This is a genomic window from Paludicola sp. MB14-C6 (genome assembly GCF_030908625.1).
Taxonomy (GTDB): Bacteria; Bacillota; Clostridia; order Oscillospirales; family Ruminococcaceae; genus Paludihabitans.
In genome coordinates, this window is the sequence record NZ_CP133133.1 from 1,973,739 (window position 1) to 1,990,330 (window position 16,592).

Sequence of the window (16,592 nt, forward strand, 5' to 3'; positions counted from 1 at the left end):
TTTTTGCTAATTTAACCTAAATTTGAGCTATTTTCTTTATTGCAACATTTTTCAATGTACTCTCTTTGTGCTATCACGCTTTCAATGGTATATCCTAGTTGAATGAATAAGATAGCTAGTATAGCGAGTTCCTCGGTTGATTTTCCTTTTGTGAGTGCGATTCCTGTGGCAGCAATAGCAGCTGCAAATTCTTCTGGACAAACCATATATATCACTCCCAATTAAATATATTGAGATTAATGTAATTTTATTATATCAATAAAAAGTATATATTTTTTTATTTCATTGCTAAGCTTTATTTTTCAATAATTTAAAAATTTTTTTATAAAAAATGAGTGAATAAAAAAAGAGCCAAACGGCTCTTTTTTATTCGTTTATTTTTGCTCTAGCTGCAACTTCAGCAAGAAATTGTTTTGCATAATCGGAATCGGTAGGACAAGGAACATAAGTTGAACCGATTTTTTGTCGGGTTTCATTTCCTTTGCCAGTAATTAAAATAATGCTGTTTGGCTCAGCTTCTAAAATTGCTGCTTGAATTGCTTCACCACGGTCATCAATTAAAAAGCATTCACAAGGGTGTTTTGTCACATATTTCTCTATTTCTTTGCTAATATCGTTTACAGATTCATATGCAGGATCTTCCGCAGTAAGATATACTTTATTGGAATACTTGCCCGATAAATCGCCAAGCTCAACTCGTCTGTTATACGCTTTTCCACCGGGGCACCCGAAAACGGTAATAATTTTTCTTCCTTTATATTCTTCTAATGTAGATTGATAAAGCTTTTCAAAACTCAATTTATTATGAGCATAATCGACAATAGCAATAACGCTTTGATCGGGAGTAGAGAAAATCTCCATTCTGCCGCTGGAACGTGCTTTGGCTAATCCGTTTTGAATGTGCTCTAACGGAATGTGATAATAATCACAAACAGCTATTGCGGCTAATGCGTTTTCAACATTGAATAAACCGGGCATTGTAAGCTTAAATTGGCTGTTAAAGTTTTTACCTTTACACATAAAAGTAATTGCATCATTTTCCTTTTTGATGTTATAGCCGTAGTAATCGGCATTTTCAACATATCCGAAGGTGGTCTGTAAAGGACTTTGCTTTGCAGCTTTTAACACACGTTCTTTGTCGTCTGTATTTAAATTAACGACAGCAAGCTTGCATTGATTAAATATTTTTAGTTTTGCGTTTAGATAATCGTTATAATCACTATGTTCAATAGGTGAAATATGGTCTTCTGATATATTTAAGAAAACGCTAACATCAAATGTCACACCAAGAACACGGTCATATTTCAATGCTTGACTGGATACTTCCATTTCAAAGTATTCAATGCCACTTTTTACTGCATTATCAAAATGCTCATGAAGTTCAAAAGCCTCGGGTGTCGTTAAATGTGCTTCTTTTTTAATAATTCCATCATAAACATCAATAGATGACACAATACCGCTTGGCTTTTTACCGACACTTTGTAAATATTCGTCGAATATATACTTAATGTAGTAGGAAGTTGTTGATTTGCCTTTGGTTCCTGTAATACCAATAAGATTAAGCTTAGAATATGCTTGATCATAAAAAGCATCAGCTACCAATGCCATTGCTTTTCGAATATTGCTGACAATTAAATAACTGACAGGTTTATTGGTATCGTATTTTGTTTCGCTTAAATAACAAGCGATATCGTGATCAACTGCTTCATCAAGATAGTCCTTTTTAAAAGAGGCACCTTTACAAGCAAAGAGTGTATATGGTTTCGTATCTTTTGAATTATAAGTGATATGTTCAATCGCAATAGTTGGGTCGACAACTTTGCTTTCAACCAACAGTCCTTCTTCGTTAAGCATTTCGATATAGGATGGGATGGAGTAGACTTTCATATTGTGTAATTCCTTTCTGGGTATCAAGTACATATTGTCGGTTAAAATATATGTATGCGTTTTTTTGCATTATATTAAAAATTATTAGTATCATTGTAATAGTTTGCTTGATAATTATATCATAGAGAATATCATTCTACAACTTTAATGTATGAGAATCCTATTAATTTTTGCTGGATATGTAGATAGGTATCTGCTTTCATTCTATAATGTTTCTAAGGAATTGCTATAGTTTCTATTTACTATGCCATTCAGCAATGCTATAATAATAATGTTGTATTCATTTCATGAAGTCAATAATAATAAAATCACATAATGTAAAGCTACATTATGAGGAGGCATAAAGCAATGTATGAATTGATAGGGTGTCCAATGCACCTTGGTGTATCAAACAAAGGGTTACAACAAAGTATAAACTCATTAAACGTTCGATATCCCGATCTCAACATTAAAAAGATTGACGAAATTATTGTGCCAGAAGAAAACTTGAAAAATTTAAAAAATTTGAATAGCGTAGTTGCAACTTGCACAAGTATAGCAAAAGAAACCAATGCAATTGCGAAACGTGGCAATATACCATTATTTGTTGGTGGAGACCATGCTTCAGCAATTGGAACAATCTCCGGCGTTGCAAATAACGTAAAAGGACTGGGCTTAATTTGGGTTGATGCTCATTCAGATATTAACACAGATGTATCTACCATTTCAGGCAACATTCATGGAATGCCTGTTTCTGTCGTTATGGGTTATGGCGAAGAAAAGCTGGTAAATATCTGTGAAATCGACACAAAAATACTACCACAAAATATAGTGCTATTTGGCGTTCGTGATATGGATCCTCTTGAGAAGGATATTGTAGAGCGCTTAAATATTAAAGTATATACTTATCATGAAGTAATAGAGCGTGGTTTGGAAGTTTGCTTGAAAGAAGCCAAGGATTATTTATCAAATATAACAAAGCTTCATATTAGCTTTGACTTAGATGTTATGAATCCTGAGTTGATTAAAGGTGTTTCCGTACCTGTTAAAGATGGATTCAATGAGCAAGAAGTGGATCATATCTTTGATTTCTTACTAGAAGAATTTCCGATATCCTCTATTGATATTGTGGAATACAATCCGATTTGTGATACGGATTTACATACAGCAGAGTTTACTTACTCGTTAATTCAAAAAATATTAGACAAATAAATTATCGACGGAGGCGCATTTATATGCCAGAGATATCATTTATACCGGTTTTACTGGGAAGCGATGCTAACGTTTATGGGATGGCACGTTCTTTTCATGAAGAATATGGTGTTCGCTCTATTGCAATTAGCAAGACTATTTTTACAGCAACTGTAAATTCTAAAATTATAGATTTCGTTTTAGAACCTGATTTAGAAAATCCCGAAAAATTCATGAAAAAGTTAATGGAAGTTGCAAATCAACATCAAGACAAGAAATTAGTATTAGTGCCTTGCGGAGATGGCTACGTAAAACTCGTTGTTAAATTCCAAGAACAATTAAAGGATTATTATTTATTCAACTGCTTGTCTGAAGAGTTGTTGAATACATTAAGCATGAAGGAAAGCTTTTATCATATTTGTGAAAAATATGGTTTTGAATATCCTAAAACAGAAGTGGTTTCTTTCGATGATTATCAAACCAAAGAAGTTGATATTCAATTTCCCGTTATCATTAAAGCATCTAACTCTGTTGAGTATTGGAAATGTTCTTTTCCTGGCAAAATGAAAGTATTCGTTGCTCAAGATAAACCAGAATACGAACGCATATTAAATGCAATTTATGGATCAACCTATAAGGATCATTTGACCATACAAGAGTTTATCCCTGGTGATGACAGCTATATGCGTGTTTTAAACTGTTATGTGGGAACGGATAAAAAAGTAAAGTTAATGGCGTTAGGTCATGCTCTTTTAGAGGAACATACTCCTCAAGGAATTGGTAGTTACGTTGCAATTATCAACACTTATGATGAAGAATTGTTGAATAAATTCAAAGATTTCTTAGAAGATATTGGCTATGCCGGTTTTGCAAACTTCGATATGAAGTATGATATGCGTGATGGCAAATATAAACTGTTTGAGAACAATATCCGTCAAGGCAGATCAAGCTTTTTTGTTACTGCAAGTGGCTATAATTTAGCAAAATGGCTTGTGGATGATGTTGTATATCATAAAGATATGCCGCTAACGATTGCAAAGGACAAGCATTTATGGATTCAAGTTCCAAAAGGAATTGTATATAAATATGTAAAAGATGAAGCTTGTCAAAAAGAAGTAAGAGAGTTAATCAAACAAGGTAAATGTACCAACTCTTTATTTTATAGCAAGGACTTAAATCTAAAACGTTATATTAAGTTGAAAATCAATATGCTGAATCATTTTAGAAAATATAAAAAATACTATGGTAAAAAAGGATTAGCAGAATGAAAAGAAAGACATTAGGTGTTATCGGCGGAGTAGGACCTCTTTCTACAGCATATTTTATGGAAGTCTTAATCAATAAAACCGATGCGCAAATTGATCAGGAACATATCGATATGATTGTATTGAATCATACCGAAATACCTGATCGTACCGCTTTTATATTAGGACGCAGTGAAGAAAATCCTGCTTTTATGATGAAAGAAGATGCCAAAAAGCTTGAAGCAATGGGTGCAGACATTATTGTCACCCCTTGCAATACTGCCCATTATTTCTATCAAGAATTACAAGATGCGGTAACAGTTCCGTTTATTAATATGATTGATGAAACAGCTATATTTTTAAAAGAGCAAGGTGTTGGGTGCGTAGGAATTCTTGCTACGAATGGGACAATTCAAACAAAGTTGTTTCAAAACGCATTACAAAATCAACAGATAGAAGCAATTTGTCCATCACAACAAAATCAACAATATGTTATGGATATTATATATGATAACGTAAAAGCGAATCAACCCGTTGATTTACAAAAATTTAAAGCAGTAGTAAACGAACTTCGTTTGCAAGGCTGTGAACGAGTAATTTTGGGTTGTACTGAGTTATCTATTTTAAAGCGAGAATATTCGTTGAATAACTTTTATGTGGATTCACTTGAAGTTTTAGTAGAAAAAGCAATTACAGCATGCGGAAAAAAGGTAAAAAAATAAGACGCTCATTTGAGCGTCTTTCAGCTTGTAGAAAAAGTCCCCTAAATTTGATGATTTAGGGGACTTTTGACGCGAAAAATGGTATAATTAAATAGGGTGATTAAATGTTAGTTAAAGCTAAAAAAGACCGAACACAAGTAGAGTTTTTGTGCTTAGAAGAATTTATTCCAGCAGAACATTTGCTTAGAAAAATAGATAGTGCAGTGGATTTCTGTCATATATATGATTTCGTAGAGGATTTGTATTGTAAAGATAATGGAAGACCAAGCATAGACCCAGTAGTACTAATCAAAATGGTCTTAATACAACATTTGTATGGAATAAGTTCGTTGCGCAAATTGGTAGAAGAAGTACAAATGAACTGTGCATATCGTTGGTTTTTAGGATATTTAATGACAGAACAAATACCTCACTTTACAACAATAAGTTATGCCTTTAAACATAGATTTAACGAGAATACTATTGCATGCATTTTCAACTGGATATTGAATGAAATCAATGATATGGGATATCTTGACCCAGAGGTGGTATTTGTAGATGGAACCCATATAAAAGCAAATGCAAATATAAAAAAGGTTGTAAAGAAATCAATCCCCGTAGCAGCAAAACATTATGAGAAACAACTAATGGACGAAATCAATAAAGATAGAGAAGAACATAAAAAAAAGCCATTTGACGATACAAAGCCACCTAAAATAGAAGAAAAAATCATCAATGAATCAACCACTGACCCTGAAAGCGGTGTATTTCATAAAGGAGAGCATAAGAAATGCCTTGCTTATGAAGCACATACAGCTTGTGACAAAAAAGGCTACATTGTAGATGTTCATGTAACAGCAGGCAATGTACATGACAGCGTAGCATTCGATGATTTGTATGATAAATTAAAAGAAAACCACCCCGAAATCCAAACAATAGTGGCAGATAGTGCCTACAATACTCCCTATATTGCAAAAAGACTTATAGATGATGGAAAAGATTTATTAGTACCATATCGTAGACCAATGACAAAACAAGGCTTTTTTAAGAAATATGATTTTTCATATGATGAATATTTTGACTGTGTAGTATGTCCAAACAATAAAGTTTTACACTATTCCACCACGAATAGAGAAGGATACAAAGAATTTAAAAGCAATCCAAACGACTGTAAAATCTGTGGGTTTCGTTACAAATGCACTGAAAGTAAAGAATTCCAGAAACAATACACAGTTCATGTTTGGCATGAGTACTTAGAGCAAGTTTCAGATATTCGTTATGCAATAAAATACAAAGATCTTTATGCACAGCGAAAAGAAACGATTGAGCGAGTTTTTGCTGATGCGAAAGAAAAATACGCAATGCGTTATACACCTTATCGAGGTCTTGCCCAAGTAACAAACTGGGTTAGGCTTAAATTTGCGTGCATGAACCTTAAAAAGCTGGCAATACATAAGTTGGAGGGTGAACTCTCCTTTTTGTATCCTTTCCACTTTTTTCAAATTTTCAACCATATATTCAAAAGCCCGACTTTGGTTACGCCAAAATCGGGCTTTTTCTTCAGACTGTAAGACGCTCATTTGAGCGTCTTTTCCGTTTATTATGCAAGTTTAACAATATCAACAGTCGTGTTAAAATATTGTACTGTATTTCCAGCTGATCCTGTTCCGATTGGCTGTGCTTTCGTATTGTTATAGAAAGTCAAAATAGAACCATGGCTTGGAACATAGAGTAATTGATTCATAAATATTTCTTTAGATACACCAAAACCAGATGCAGAAGCAGTATAGCTTTCCTTAACCGGAATACCATTTAAGCTTAGTGTAGCACCTGCATACACTACAGTACCAGTAACTAAAGGAGCTACTGCTATTGTACGAAGTACAACAAGATAATACCCATCATCAAGGATGTAGTTTTTACTAGTTGGGTTATAAATGATATCATTACCACGAGTTTGAATATCAATTGGTAATGCAAGTGAGCTTGCTAAATCAGGAGTATTCGCAGCTACTGCTGCCGGTAAAGATTGTGGCGTTTCTGCATCATTTCCATTTCTTAAACTATAATCAGGTTTACAGTCGTGTGGTGGAAATGGACATGGAGGTGGGCATGGAGATGGACAAGGACAAGGACAGCAGCTACCACAGTTGCATCCAATTCCGAAATCGCATCCACATCTATAAATATTGGTTGTTGGTTCAAAAGGTTTACAGCTCATGAACATTCTCCTTTCATATTTGAGAAAGTCCTATGCATTAAAAATACATGCAGTTTACTTCTCGTATCATTATATGAAAGAATAATAGTATTGGTGTTACTTTATTCGCCTCGAAATTGTCGAACAATTTCAACCATATATAAATAATTATCAAGAGGTACATAATCCGGAATAGAGTTTCCAGAACCAAATGCAAATCCACCATGACCTTTTGATTTATGAATAACTTCGAGAATATAATCCTTCATAGTTGGTTTATCTAATCTGCAAACAGCATCGGTATCAATTCCGCCAAAGTTACCTATTTTGTCGCCATATTTCTCTACCCAAATAGGGAATGGAGCAATTTGATCTTCGTTTGAATGTTTTGCGTTAATTCCGGCAACGTTAATTAAATCATCCATTACATTAAAAATATTACCACAGGAGTGTAATAAAAATGGTTTATTGTAAGAATGTACAACATTGATAATTCGCTTATATTGCGGAATGATCAAACGCTTAACATCTTCTTCGTTTAGCATAGTACTGGATTTATAGCCAAGGTCATCTCCAAAGCGGAGAACACAATAAATATCACCAAATTCACGCATGAAACGCTCCCATATGCTTAGGTTAACATCGCCTATTTTTGCAAAAAGGTCTTCGTATAAATCAGGATCATCTGCGCTTAAATAACATAAATCCATATAGCCAACTAAGTCTTGAACTACTTCGAAAATACCGTTTCCTACACCGCCAATTGCTTTCATACCCTGTGGCATTACTTCACGTAATGCACAAAGCTGTTCAGCATAGATTCTATAATAGTTATGAATTACTTCTTCAAAAGGATATTTTTCAAAATCATCTCTGGTTTTAATAATTGGGTCAACATGTCCGCCTAATGCTCCTGCGCCGGGATAAGCTCCACCGGAACAGAATTCGATTGAAACCGTATCATAACCCATTACTTTAAAAAACTCACAATAGTTTTTGAAAAACTCTTTTTTATCCTCGTAATTTCCATTTACAAGTGAAGAAAACTGCTTGTTTAACACGGTTTCCATATGTTGAGTGCTAATTAAATGCTCATAAAGCGGTAAGCGTTTTGCTTCAATGTTGTTTGCACTTAATACAATATTTCTGTAATCCGGTGTGAAATTTCTCATATGTTAAATCCCCTTTTATATGCTATTGATAATCTACAAAATGCCTATTTTCTATATAGCGGCATAAATTTTATAATCGTTTAGCAATATACTCTTTAATCTTATTATGCTTGCTGTTATAAGCTTTATTATAGAGATGTATTAAAGTTGGTTATTGTAATATGATATGATTTATTGTATTATTTTAAGCCTTGTTATAATCTTTACAATAGATTCAGAGTAGAAGGTAATTACAACTTTTTGCTCATATACAAAATAAGGTCATCGTCATTGATACAAGGTGCATAGGGTGTTGCAATTTGATTTTGAAACCATACTCCGCTTCCGTCAGGAATATAGCCCCTTTTTATATACATTCGCTGCGCAGAGCCATAACCACTATGTAATCCTACACCTAAGCAAATCGTTTCACTATATTGTTTTGCATGACTTTCAATAGCATCTAATATTTTATTTCCAATCCCTTTATTTTGAAATGGTTCAAATACATTAAAATCACTAATACAAGGTATATTTTTGTTGGCAAAAGGCCCATTTGAGTCATATGGCAAAAGTGTTGCATAACCCATTACTTGACTTTCATTAGCGGCAACGAACACTTCTCTGGTTCCATCTATTTGTTCTTGCATATATTGATTTAATATAGCTATTGGCTTGTTCCAACCTTGTGCGTGAAATGCATCAAACATAGATTCCACATCTAATGGAATCATCTTTCTTATCATTATGTTCATTTTACCTCCATATAAAAGGAAATTCTTATTTTGAAAGCATTGCTTTTTGTTCTTTTCCTTTTATTAACACATTTCCGTCTGTATAGCCTTCTTCTCTTCCTATCAGTTCTTTTATCATGATGTTACGCAAATAGGAGATTCTTTCCTTGTAGAGCGGATTATGTATTTCATTTTTTAACTCTTTTGAATCAATAGCTAAGTTGAAATATTGCTCTTCACCCGTTTCCATATACCAAATAAATTTGTCGGTATCGGTAACGATATATTGATTTCCAATGATTCCACCGCTGTGCTCACCGTGTAAATACTCTCTTGTCTTGTTTTCTTGACCGCTTAAAAGAGGAACAAGGGAAACACCATCTAATGTTTTGGGAATGGAAGCGCCGGCTATATCCAATAGTGTTGGCATAATATCTTGTAAGCCAACGACTTGTTTGAATGTGTGACCTTTGATATTTGCAATTTCGTTTGGCGTAGAAATAATAAAAGGAATTTGGATGCTTGCTTGATATGGGCGAATTTTTCTAAAAGTATGATGATCACCTAATAATTCACCATGATCCGATGTGAAAATGATAATTGTGTTATTATATTCCCCGTCTTCTTGAATAGCTTGCAATAAACGCCCAATTTGATGATCCAAATGGGTAATACAAGCGTAATAGCCAACTTGTGCTTGCCGTTGCAGTTCGGGGTCAGCAATACCGTTTCCACAGCAATAATGTCTGCCTTCGATTTTATAGCGTTCGTTGTCAGCCCAGTCGCCAACAGGGGGAGGGGTAAGCTCCTTGTCTTGATACATATCAAAATAACATTGTGGAGCATCAAATGGTGGGTGTGGTCTTACAAAAGATGCGAATAAGAAATATGGTTTGGAACGATCTCTCTTTCTTAAAAAGTCAATGCTGTTTGCTACAACCCAATTGGTTGGATGATATTTTTCTTCATAAGGGAAAGGTCTTGCTACCCATGAATTACATTCTAGCCCGCTATCAGTAATATCAACATCAGCACCTAGCTCTGATTTCAACCAGTGAAAATAATCATCTGCAATGGTTTGGTGTTCATAAAATGGAGTAGTAGGCTTTCTATAATACCCTAAATAACCATCATGTAGTATAACATCATCAAAGCCAAGATTATTCCTGAGTGGATGCACATGCATTTTACCAACACATTTTGTATAATATCCAGCTTTCCCAAGTTCACCAGCGAGCGTTGTGTCATAGTCCCAAGCAACACCGTCTTGATAGCCCACTCGTTTTGTATGGCGAGGGGTTAATCCTGTCATTAAAGAAGCACGTGCCGCAATGCAAGAAGGACAAGCGGTATAAGCATTAGGAAAATAGCTGCCTTCTACTCCGAGCGAATCTAAATATGGCGTTTTAACGTCCGGATGCCCTGCAATACCCATACAATCGCCACGCATCTGATCGGTCATGATAAATAAAATATTCGGTCTCATATCATCCCTGACTTTCTATTCAAATAAGTTTTATCTTTCTGTTTGCATTATAGCATTCAAGAATAGTCTTTTCAACTTTTCATTGCAACCTTTTATGAATTATGTTACTATCATTACATAGAAAAAAATAAAAGAATAAATGAAGTAATTTAAGCAAAAATAAACTATTTATATTTCAAATATTCTAATAGTTATGAGAGGAAAGAGATATTATGAATTATATTGCAGACAACAAAAGATACGAAAACATGAAATACAGAAAATGTGGGAACAGCGGCTTGGTTTTACCGCTAATATCACTTGGAATGTGGCAAAACTTTGGAAGCAATCGTCCATATGATAATTCGAAAGCAATGTTGCTACGAGCATTTGATCTAGGCATTAACCATTTTGACTTAGCAAACAACTATGGCCCTGTACCGGGAAGTGCAGAAGAAACAATGGGTAAAGTATTGAAAGAAAGCTTAAAACCTTATCGTGATGAGCTGATTATTTCTTCCAAAGCCGGTTATGAAATGTGGTCCGGACCTTATGGAAACGGCTCTTCTCGAAAATATTTAATGGCATCATTAGATCAAAGCTTACAACGTATGGGCTTAGATTATGTTGATATTTTTTATTCTCATCGATTTGATGAAAATACGCCATTAGAAGAAACAATGGGAGCACTTGCCGATATTGTAAAGCAAGGTAAGGCGTTATATGTTGGTATTTCAAGCTATGACCATGAAAAAACGCAACAAGCTTCTGACATCATTAAAAAAATGAGTGTTCCATTATTGATTCATCAACCAAGCTATAGCTTATTAAATCGTTGGATTGAGCCAAACCTACAAGATGTATTGGAAAAAGAGGGAATGGGTAGTATTGCTTTTTGTCCGCTTTCTCAAGGTGTTTTAACTTCAAGATATCTAAATGGCATTGCAGAAGGTTCAAGAGCAACTTTCCAAAATTCAAGTCTTTCTTGCAGCGAAGTAACCGAAGAAAAAAGGCAGCAACTCATTCGTTTGAATGAAATTGCTGCGTTAAGAGGTCAAACTTTAGCACAAATGGCGTTAGCGTGGGTTCTTCGTGATGGTAAAGTCACATCTGCGCTAATTGGTTCTAGCCGAGTTGAACAAATTGAAGAAAATGTAAAAGCAATTGATAACTTAGAATTTACAAAAGAAGAATTGAACGAAATTGATGCTTGCTATAACGCAATAATCAAGTAATCTTTTACTCTTACTATTGAATATCAATAATGTCTTCTTTGTACCATTTTTGCGCATTTTCAAGGCTTTTTCTCATATTCATACTTGGGCCTGCAAGAGTTACAATATAATTTAATTTGATGGAATTGTCTAATGGTAAAGTATATTCTTCAACGTTTATCAAACTCCCAACACAATCTACTAAATAGATTGTTTCATCAAATTTCAAAAAGCCTTTTATACGATAAGTATCTTCACAAATCATTTCAAGAAATTTTTTGAGCTTATAAATTCCCATATTATTGCTTATTTGAATAAGAGCTTTTTGTAATCCTAAATCTTTTGTTTGAAATAAGGGATGGCTTTCTTGGTTTTGAGTATCAATGTCAGAAAGCCATTCTTCTTTTATTTCTCCAAAGCTTGTTAAGTGAGTGATAATATGTGGATATAAATCGTGAATGAGTTTATTGGTAAGTTCAATATCTTCTGGCGTAGCTATATCGGATTTGTTAATAATAACTAAATCACTAACGCTTAATTGTTTTTTACAAACACGTGCAGTGGAAATTACCTTTTTAAAGTTGATTGCATCGACAATGCAAATACTGCCAAGCAGTTTTACATCATTATATTTATCTTTTTGTGAGAGTATTTTTCTAATGTTAGTAGGGTCAGAAAGTCCGGATGCTTCGATGATAATTAACTCCGGTTTTTCTTTGAGTGCATGAACCAATACGGTTTCAAACTGTTCCAATCTGCAAGAACAAAAAATAGAACCATTGTTAATTTCGTCTATTACAATAGGCAGTTCCTTTAGAAGCTGCCCATCAACGCCTTCTTTTCCAAATTCATTCACGATAACTCTCATTTTATGCGCAGACTGCATTCTGACAAATTTCTTTAAGAAAGTAGTTTTTCCTGCTCCTAAAAATCCTGTAATTAGATAGATACCTGTCATATGATCTCCTTTACTTAAAATAATGCCCTTCATATGCTAAAGTATTTTACATATGAAGGGCATTTGGTTATCTTATTGGTTAATTTCTTTTAAGGATTCTTCAATAACTGTTTGAAGCTCTTCTTTGCTTGGGATGATGGATGAGAATTTTAGTTTACCGTTTACATAGATACAAGGTAGGTTAGTAACGCCCATCTTTTTGCAACGAGCAATATTTTCTTTCATTGTAAACTTATATTCAACCATATCAATTTGGTCACCGAAATGTTCTTTTGCAACATTTGCAGCGCCCATCATGTACGTACATGCAGCACAAGTTAGTGAATCAAGCGTAAATACCTCAACTAAAGGTTTTTCAAGATGATCATAGTCCGGAATATCAACTTGAATATCGTCTTCAACAGCTACATAGTTTTTAAGCATCTCACGTACTTCTTCTGTTTGTAATACTGCTTGAGCAACGCCAATTCCGTTTTCAACAGGTACATCATATGGCATATCGCAACCAGGAGCAATGATTAAATTCTTTTTGTTTTCTACTTTGTCAAGCATATCCACAACGTATTTCATATTGTCTTGTTGTGTACCGTGAAGCATGATAGAAGTAAGTGGAATATTACCACCAATACAAATATTGTATTTATCGCACATTTCTTTTGCTGCAATTAAATCAACGTTTTCATCAACTGAAATAGAGTCAGGATTTGTTTGACACATTACTTCAATATTTCTTGTTGCATTACCGCAAACAAAGAAAGAAGAGTATGCGCCTTTATCACGAATAAAATCAAACATTTCAGTGAATGGCTTTGATAAAAATTCTTCAAAATGGTCAGATGAAATTTGAGAAACAAGAGGGTCTACAATTGCAATAACATCCATACCCGCGTTAATGTAGTACTCAGCTAATTGATTTCCAACCTCTTTGCAGTAATCAATTAGAGCTTTTACATAATCTTCATCGTCAAACATATCCATGAAAATTTCATTACCACGTAAATGAGATGCAAGAGTAAATGGTCCACAGATTAGTCCATAAAGTGCAGTCGTTTCGCCTACAGCTTCTTTCATACGTTTCATAACATCAAGTGCCATTGGCAGTCTTCCGTCAGTTTCTTTTGGAATTGTACATTTGCAAGGAATTTCGGTAGTGTTTTCTAATGGATGTGTTTTAACGGAAGGTGGTCCGTCTTTTGTCCATACCAATTCACAGCCCAGAATTTCTGCTTCAATTTGTAAATCGAATAAAACAGGTTGTCCGTTTGGCTTATAAAGTTTGTTAACTTCCATAAGTGATTGAAACAATTTGTCGCCGTCTGTTAAAACTTCTGTTGCATCATATCCGACCAACTTTCCTGCATGAACTCCTGCAAAAGGAACCCATGGAGTAGCATTTGTAACTTCATGTCTTAGCGTTTTGAAAAGTAACTCTTTTGGTGTATTCATTATTTATATCCCCCTTATGTATTATCGGTTTGCATTTATTATGGTATGATTATATAATAATATTCTTTTATCATGATAGTAAATAAACATGTTTTTTTGTATATATTTAATTTGTTAGAATCGGTAAAATTTGCTTATTTTTATAATTGTGGTATTATATTAATATAATTGAAAAAATTCAGCTGAAAACAATAATTCGAATTGACTATGAAAATAAACGACACTATAATTTTTAAAAAATGGGGGAGAGATATTATGATTAAAAAAGAGATAGCGGATATTTTAATGAAAATTGACAATGATGAATATTTGAATAAGCAAGATGCAGTAAAATTACTTTCAGTAGACAATCATTCGTTCGATTTTTATAGCATAATTGCAAAAGCAAACGAGCTTTCCAGAAAAGAATATGGGAACAAAGGATATGTTTTCGCGCAAATTGGACTAAATTCATCACGATGCAGTGGTAATTGCAGATTTTGTTCGCTTGCCAAAGACAGCTTTAGCATAAAAGAAGAAAGCAATAAAGCCATAGAAGATGTTTTATTTGAAGCGAAAGTTGTATTGAGCCAAAATATTGATGCACTTTTTCTTATGACTACAGCAGACTTTCCACAAGAAAGGTTTTTAGAGATTGGAGCTAAAGTAAAAAGCTTTATGCCTGATGGAGTAAAGCTTGTTGCGAACATTGGTGACTTCGATATTGAAATGGCTAGAAAGCTTAAAAACGCGGGATTTAGTGCAGTTTATCATATTGTAAGACTGAACGAAGCAATTGATACTGATATTACTGTAGAAGAAAGAATAAAAACTCTTGATGCAATAAAAGAAGCAGGACTTGAGCTTTTTTATTGCATAGAGCCAATTGGTCCGGAACATACCTATGAGCAAATAGCGGATGAAATGATAAGAGCGAGAGATTATAACGTTGATGTTATGGCGGCAATGCGAAGAGTATGTGTTGTGAATACGCCTTTATTTGAAAAAGGCGAAATAACCGAACTTGAGCTTACAAAAATTGTCGCAGTAACAAGACTTGTTACTAGGCCAAAAACATCTATGAACGTCCATGAGCCTATGAAAATGCCTTTGCTTGCAGGAGTAAATCAATTATACGCAGAGATGGGTATAAACCCAAGAGATAATATAATGGAGACAAAAAATTCAAGAGGATTTTCGGTTTACAACGTTGCAAAAATGTTAAGTGAAGCCGATTATATTGCAAATGTATTAAAATAAAGATATAGCTCTGCCTTATATTGATATATATGTTTGCACAAAGTATATTTAAAGTTAATTATATTTACAAAACAAGAATAATAGCGTATTATTGTATTGAATTAACAAATATAAGGTGGGAGTTATATGAAACAAAAAGTACTTTGCATTTTAATTATCATTCTAGCTATATGTATCGTGGTTTTGTCACTATTGACTATTTTTAATGGCTTAATTATTCCGGGGTTAATACCATTTTTAACTGTTTTGGTTTTGGGTGGATTGTTACAGATAAACCGAATTAACTATAGAAAATGTGGTTTTAAGAAGCCAATTTGGATTGGATTGGTGATAGCTGTGTGCTTTGGAGCAATATCGAATATAATACTTGGTATACTGCAAATAATAGATTGTTTTTGAGTATAATAAATTTTAATTAGTTATAAGAGGAAACAGTATGAAAATAAAAATTGCTTTAATTATTTACATATTTATTTTATCTCTATTTACACTTTTTGCAGTATTGCAAATAATTGGTGTGATAGAATCTAATGTGATACCTATTATATTAGTATTACCTTTTATACCAGTTGTATCATCTCCAAGATACCAAAAAGAATTCAATATAAGAAAGTTATACCGTGCTACTTTAATTGTACTTCTGATTTCTTTTTTTATCACTTTTGCTGCGACAATAGTACTTCTTTTAAAAATGGTAACAAGATTAAAATAAATACTACATAAAATGTGATTATTGGTTAATTCAACGTGATAATAAGTTGGGATTATACTAACCTACCGTAATGTTTGACAAAGAGTTTCTTTATAAATTGCAATGAAAAAAGACTCAAGCATAATGCTTGAGTCTTAATTACTTTCGATTGTAAATGTACAACTAAACGGCACGAGTTACTTTATTTGAACGTAAGCAACGGGTGCAGGCATGTACGCGACAAGGCTTACCATCAACGATAGCTTTTACACGTCTTACGTTTGGTTTCCAAGTTCTGTTGGATCTTCTGTGAGAGTGAGAAACCTTAATACCGAAAGTAACACCTTTTCCGCAGATATCACATTTTGCCATAAATCTGCACCTCCTTCATGTTACTGAATTTTTAAACTTTGAAGTCTAACGTGACTATTTTAACAGATTGAGGGTATAAAATCAAGTCTTTTTGCAATAAATTTTTTTAAAGGATGAATT

Annotated in this window: 17 protein-coding genes; 8 read left to right on the forward strand and 9 right to left on the reverse strand. The window is 33.7% G+C overall.

Annotation, left to right across the window (positions count from 1 at the left end; genetic code table 11):
- Positions 1-11 precede the first annotated feature (11 nt).
- Both RBG61_RS09475 and RBG61_RS09480 read right to left on the reverse strand, forming a co-directional pair.
- Positions 12-206 (reverse strand): DUF6774 domain-containing protein, encoded by a 195-nt coding sequence (locus RBG61_RS09475; RefSeq protein ID WP_307942947.1) that lies wholly within the window; start codon positions 204-206, stop codon positions 12-14.
- A 160-nt stretch (positions 207-366) separates the two neighbouring features.
- On the reverse strand, positions 367-1,887 hold the full coding sequence (locus tag RBG61_RS09480; protein WP_307942949.1) for a Mur ligase family protein: 1,521 nt from the start codon (positions 1,885-1,887) through the stop codon (positions 367-369).
- Positions 1,888-2,235: 348 nt separating this feature from the next.
- On the opposite strand from RBG61_RS09480, the gene RBG61_RS09485 reads away from it, so the two are divergent.
- From RBG61_RS09485 to RBG61_RS09500, 4 genes are all read left to right on the forward strand, one after another.
- The gene (locus RBG61_RS09485; protein ID WP_307942951.1) at positions 2,236-3,078 is read left to right on the forward strand and encodes an arginase; all 843 of its coding nucleotides are present in this window, start codon (positions 2,236-2,238) and stop codon (positions 3,076-3,078) included.
- 23 nt (positions 3,079-3,101) lie between these two features.
- Positions 3,102-4,325, forward strand: coding sequence for an ATP-grasp domain-containing protein (locus RBG61_RS09490; protein ID WP_307942953.1), 1,224 nt, complete (start codon positions 3,102-3,104; stop codon positions 4,323-4,325).
- Positions 4,322-5,023, forward strand: a complete 702-nt coding sequence (locus RBG61_RS09495; RefSeq protein ID WP_307942955.1) for an aspartate/glutamate racemase family protein — start codon at positions 4,322-4,324, stop codon at positions 5,021-5,023. The genes RBG61_RS09490 and RBG61_RS09495 overlap by 4 nt, the downstream gene beginning before the upstream one ends.
- Positions 5,024-5,127: 104 nt before the next feature.
- A complete protein-coding gene (locus RBG61_RS09500) occupies positions 5,128-6,573 on the forward strand; it encodes an IS1182 family transposase (protein ID WP_307942958.1) in 1,446 nt (481 codons plus the stop codon).
- 29 nt (positions 6,574-6,602) lie between these two features.
- On the opposite strand, the gene RBG61_RS09505 is transcribed toward RBG61_RS09500, so the two are convergent.
- From RBG61_RS09505 to RBG61_RS09520, 4 genes are all read right to left on the reverse strand, one after another.
- The gene (locus RBG61_RS09505) at positions 6,603-7,223 is read right to left on the reverse strand and encodes a hypothetical protein (RefSeq protein ID WP_307942961.1); all 621 of its coding nucleotides are present in this window, start codon (positions 7,221-7,223) and stop codon (positions 6,603-6,605) included.
- 101 nt (positions 7,224-7,324) lie between these two features.
- Positions 7,325-8,374 (reverse strand): uroporphyrinogen decarboxylase family protein, encoded by a 1,050-nt coding sequence (locus RBG61_RS09510; RefSeq protein ID WP_307942963.1) that lies wholly within the window; start codon positions 8,372-8,374, stop codon positions 7,325-7,327.
- A gap of 230 nt (positions 8,375-8,604) precedes the next feature.
- The gene (locus RBG61_RS09515) at positions 8,605-9,108 is read right to left on the reverse strand and encodes a GNAT family N-acetyltransferase (RefSeq protein ID WP_307942965.1); all 504 of its coding nucleotides are present in this window, start codon (positions 9,106-9,108) and stop codon (positions 8,605-8,607) included.
- 25 nt (positions 9,109-9,133) lie between these two features.
- Positions 9,134-10,573 (reverse strand): arylsulfatase, encoded by a 1,440-nt coding sequence (locus RBG61_RS09520; RefSeq protein ID WP_307942968.1) that lies wholly within the window; start codon positions 10,571-10,573, stop codon positions 9,134-9,136.
- Between the two features lie 212 nt (positions 10,574-10,785).
- On the opposite strand from RBG61_RS09520, the gene mgrA reads away from it, so the two are divergent.
- Positions 10,786-11,787, forward strand: coding sequence for an L-glyceraldehyde 3-phosphate reductase (gene mgrA, locus RBG61_RS09525; RefSeq protein ID WP_307942970.1), 1,002 nt, complete (start codon positions 10,786-10,788; stop codon positions 11,785-11,787).
- 13 nt (positions 11,788-11,800) lie between these two features.
- On the opposite strand, the gene RBG61_RS09530 is transcribed toward mgrA, so the two are convergent.
- Together RBG61_RS09530 and RBG61_RS09535 are read right to left on the reverse strand one after the other, a co-directional pair.
- The gene (locus tag RBG61_RS09530; protein ID WP_307942971.1) at positions 11,801-12,724 is read right to left on the reverse strand and encodes a CobW family GTP-binding protein; all 924 of its coding nucleotides are present in this window, start codon (positions 12,722-12,724) and stop codon (positions 11,801-11,803) included.
- Positions 12,725-12,796: 72 nt separating this feature from the next.
- Positions 12,797-14,170 (reverse strand): uroporphyrinogen decarboxylase family protein, encoded by a 1,374-nt coding sequence (locus RBG61_RS09535; RefSeq protein ID WP_307942973.1) that lies wholly within the window; start codon positions 14,168-14,170, stop codon positions 12,797-12,799.
- Between the two features lie 255 nt (positions 14,171-14,425).
- Between RBG61_RS09535 and RBG61_RS09540 the strand changes: the two genes are divergently transcribed.
- The 3 genes from RBG61_RS09540 (at position 14,426) to RBG61_RS09550 (ending at position 16,121) form a co-directional block, all read left to right on the forward strand.
- Positions 14,426-15,409 carry a radical SAM protein gene (locus tag RBG61_RS09540; RefSeq protein ID WP_307942975.1) on the forward strand — a complete coding sequence of 328 codons (984 nt, stop codon included), beginning with the start codon at positions 14,426-14,428 and terminating at the stop codon, positions 15,407-15,409.
- Between the two features lie 126 nt (positions 15,410-15,535).
- Entirely contained in the window at positions 15,536-15,808 is a 273-nt protein-coding gene (locus RBG61_RS09545) for a hypothetical protein (protein ID WP_307942977.1), read from the forward strand.
- 37 nt (positions 15,809-15,845) lie between these two features.
- Positions 15,846-16,121 (forward strand): hypothetical protein, encoded by a 276-nt coding sequence (locus RBG61_RS09550; RefSeq protein WP_307942979.1) that lies wholly within the window; start codon positions 15,846-15,848, stop codon positions 16,119-16,121.
- A 162-nt stretch (positions 16,122-16,283) separates the two neighbouring features.
- Here RBG61_RS09550 and rpmB read toward each other — a convergent pair whose 3' ends face one another.
- The gene (gene rpmB / locus RBG61_RS09555; protein ID WP_307942981.1) at positions 16,284-16,472 is read right to left on the reverse strand and encodes a 50S ribosomal protein L28; all 189 of its coding nucleotides are present in this window, start codon (positions 16,470-16,472) and stop codon (positions 16,284-16,286) included.
- Positions 16,473-16,592: the final 120 nt, after the last annotated feature.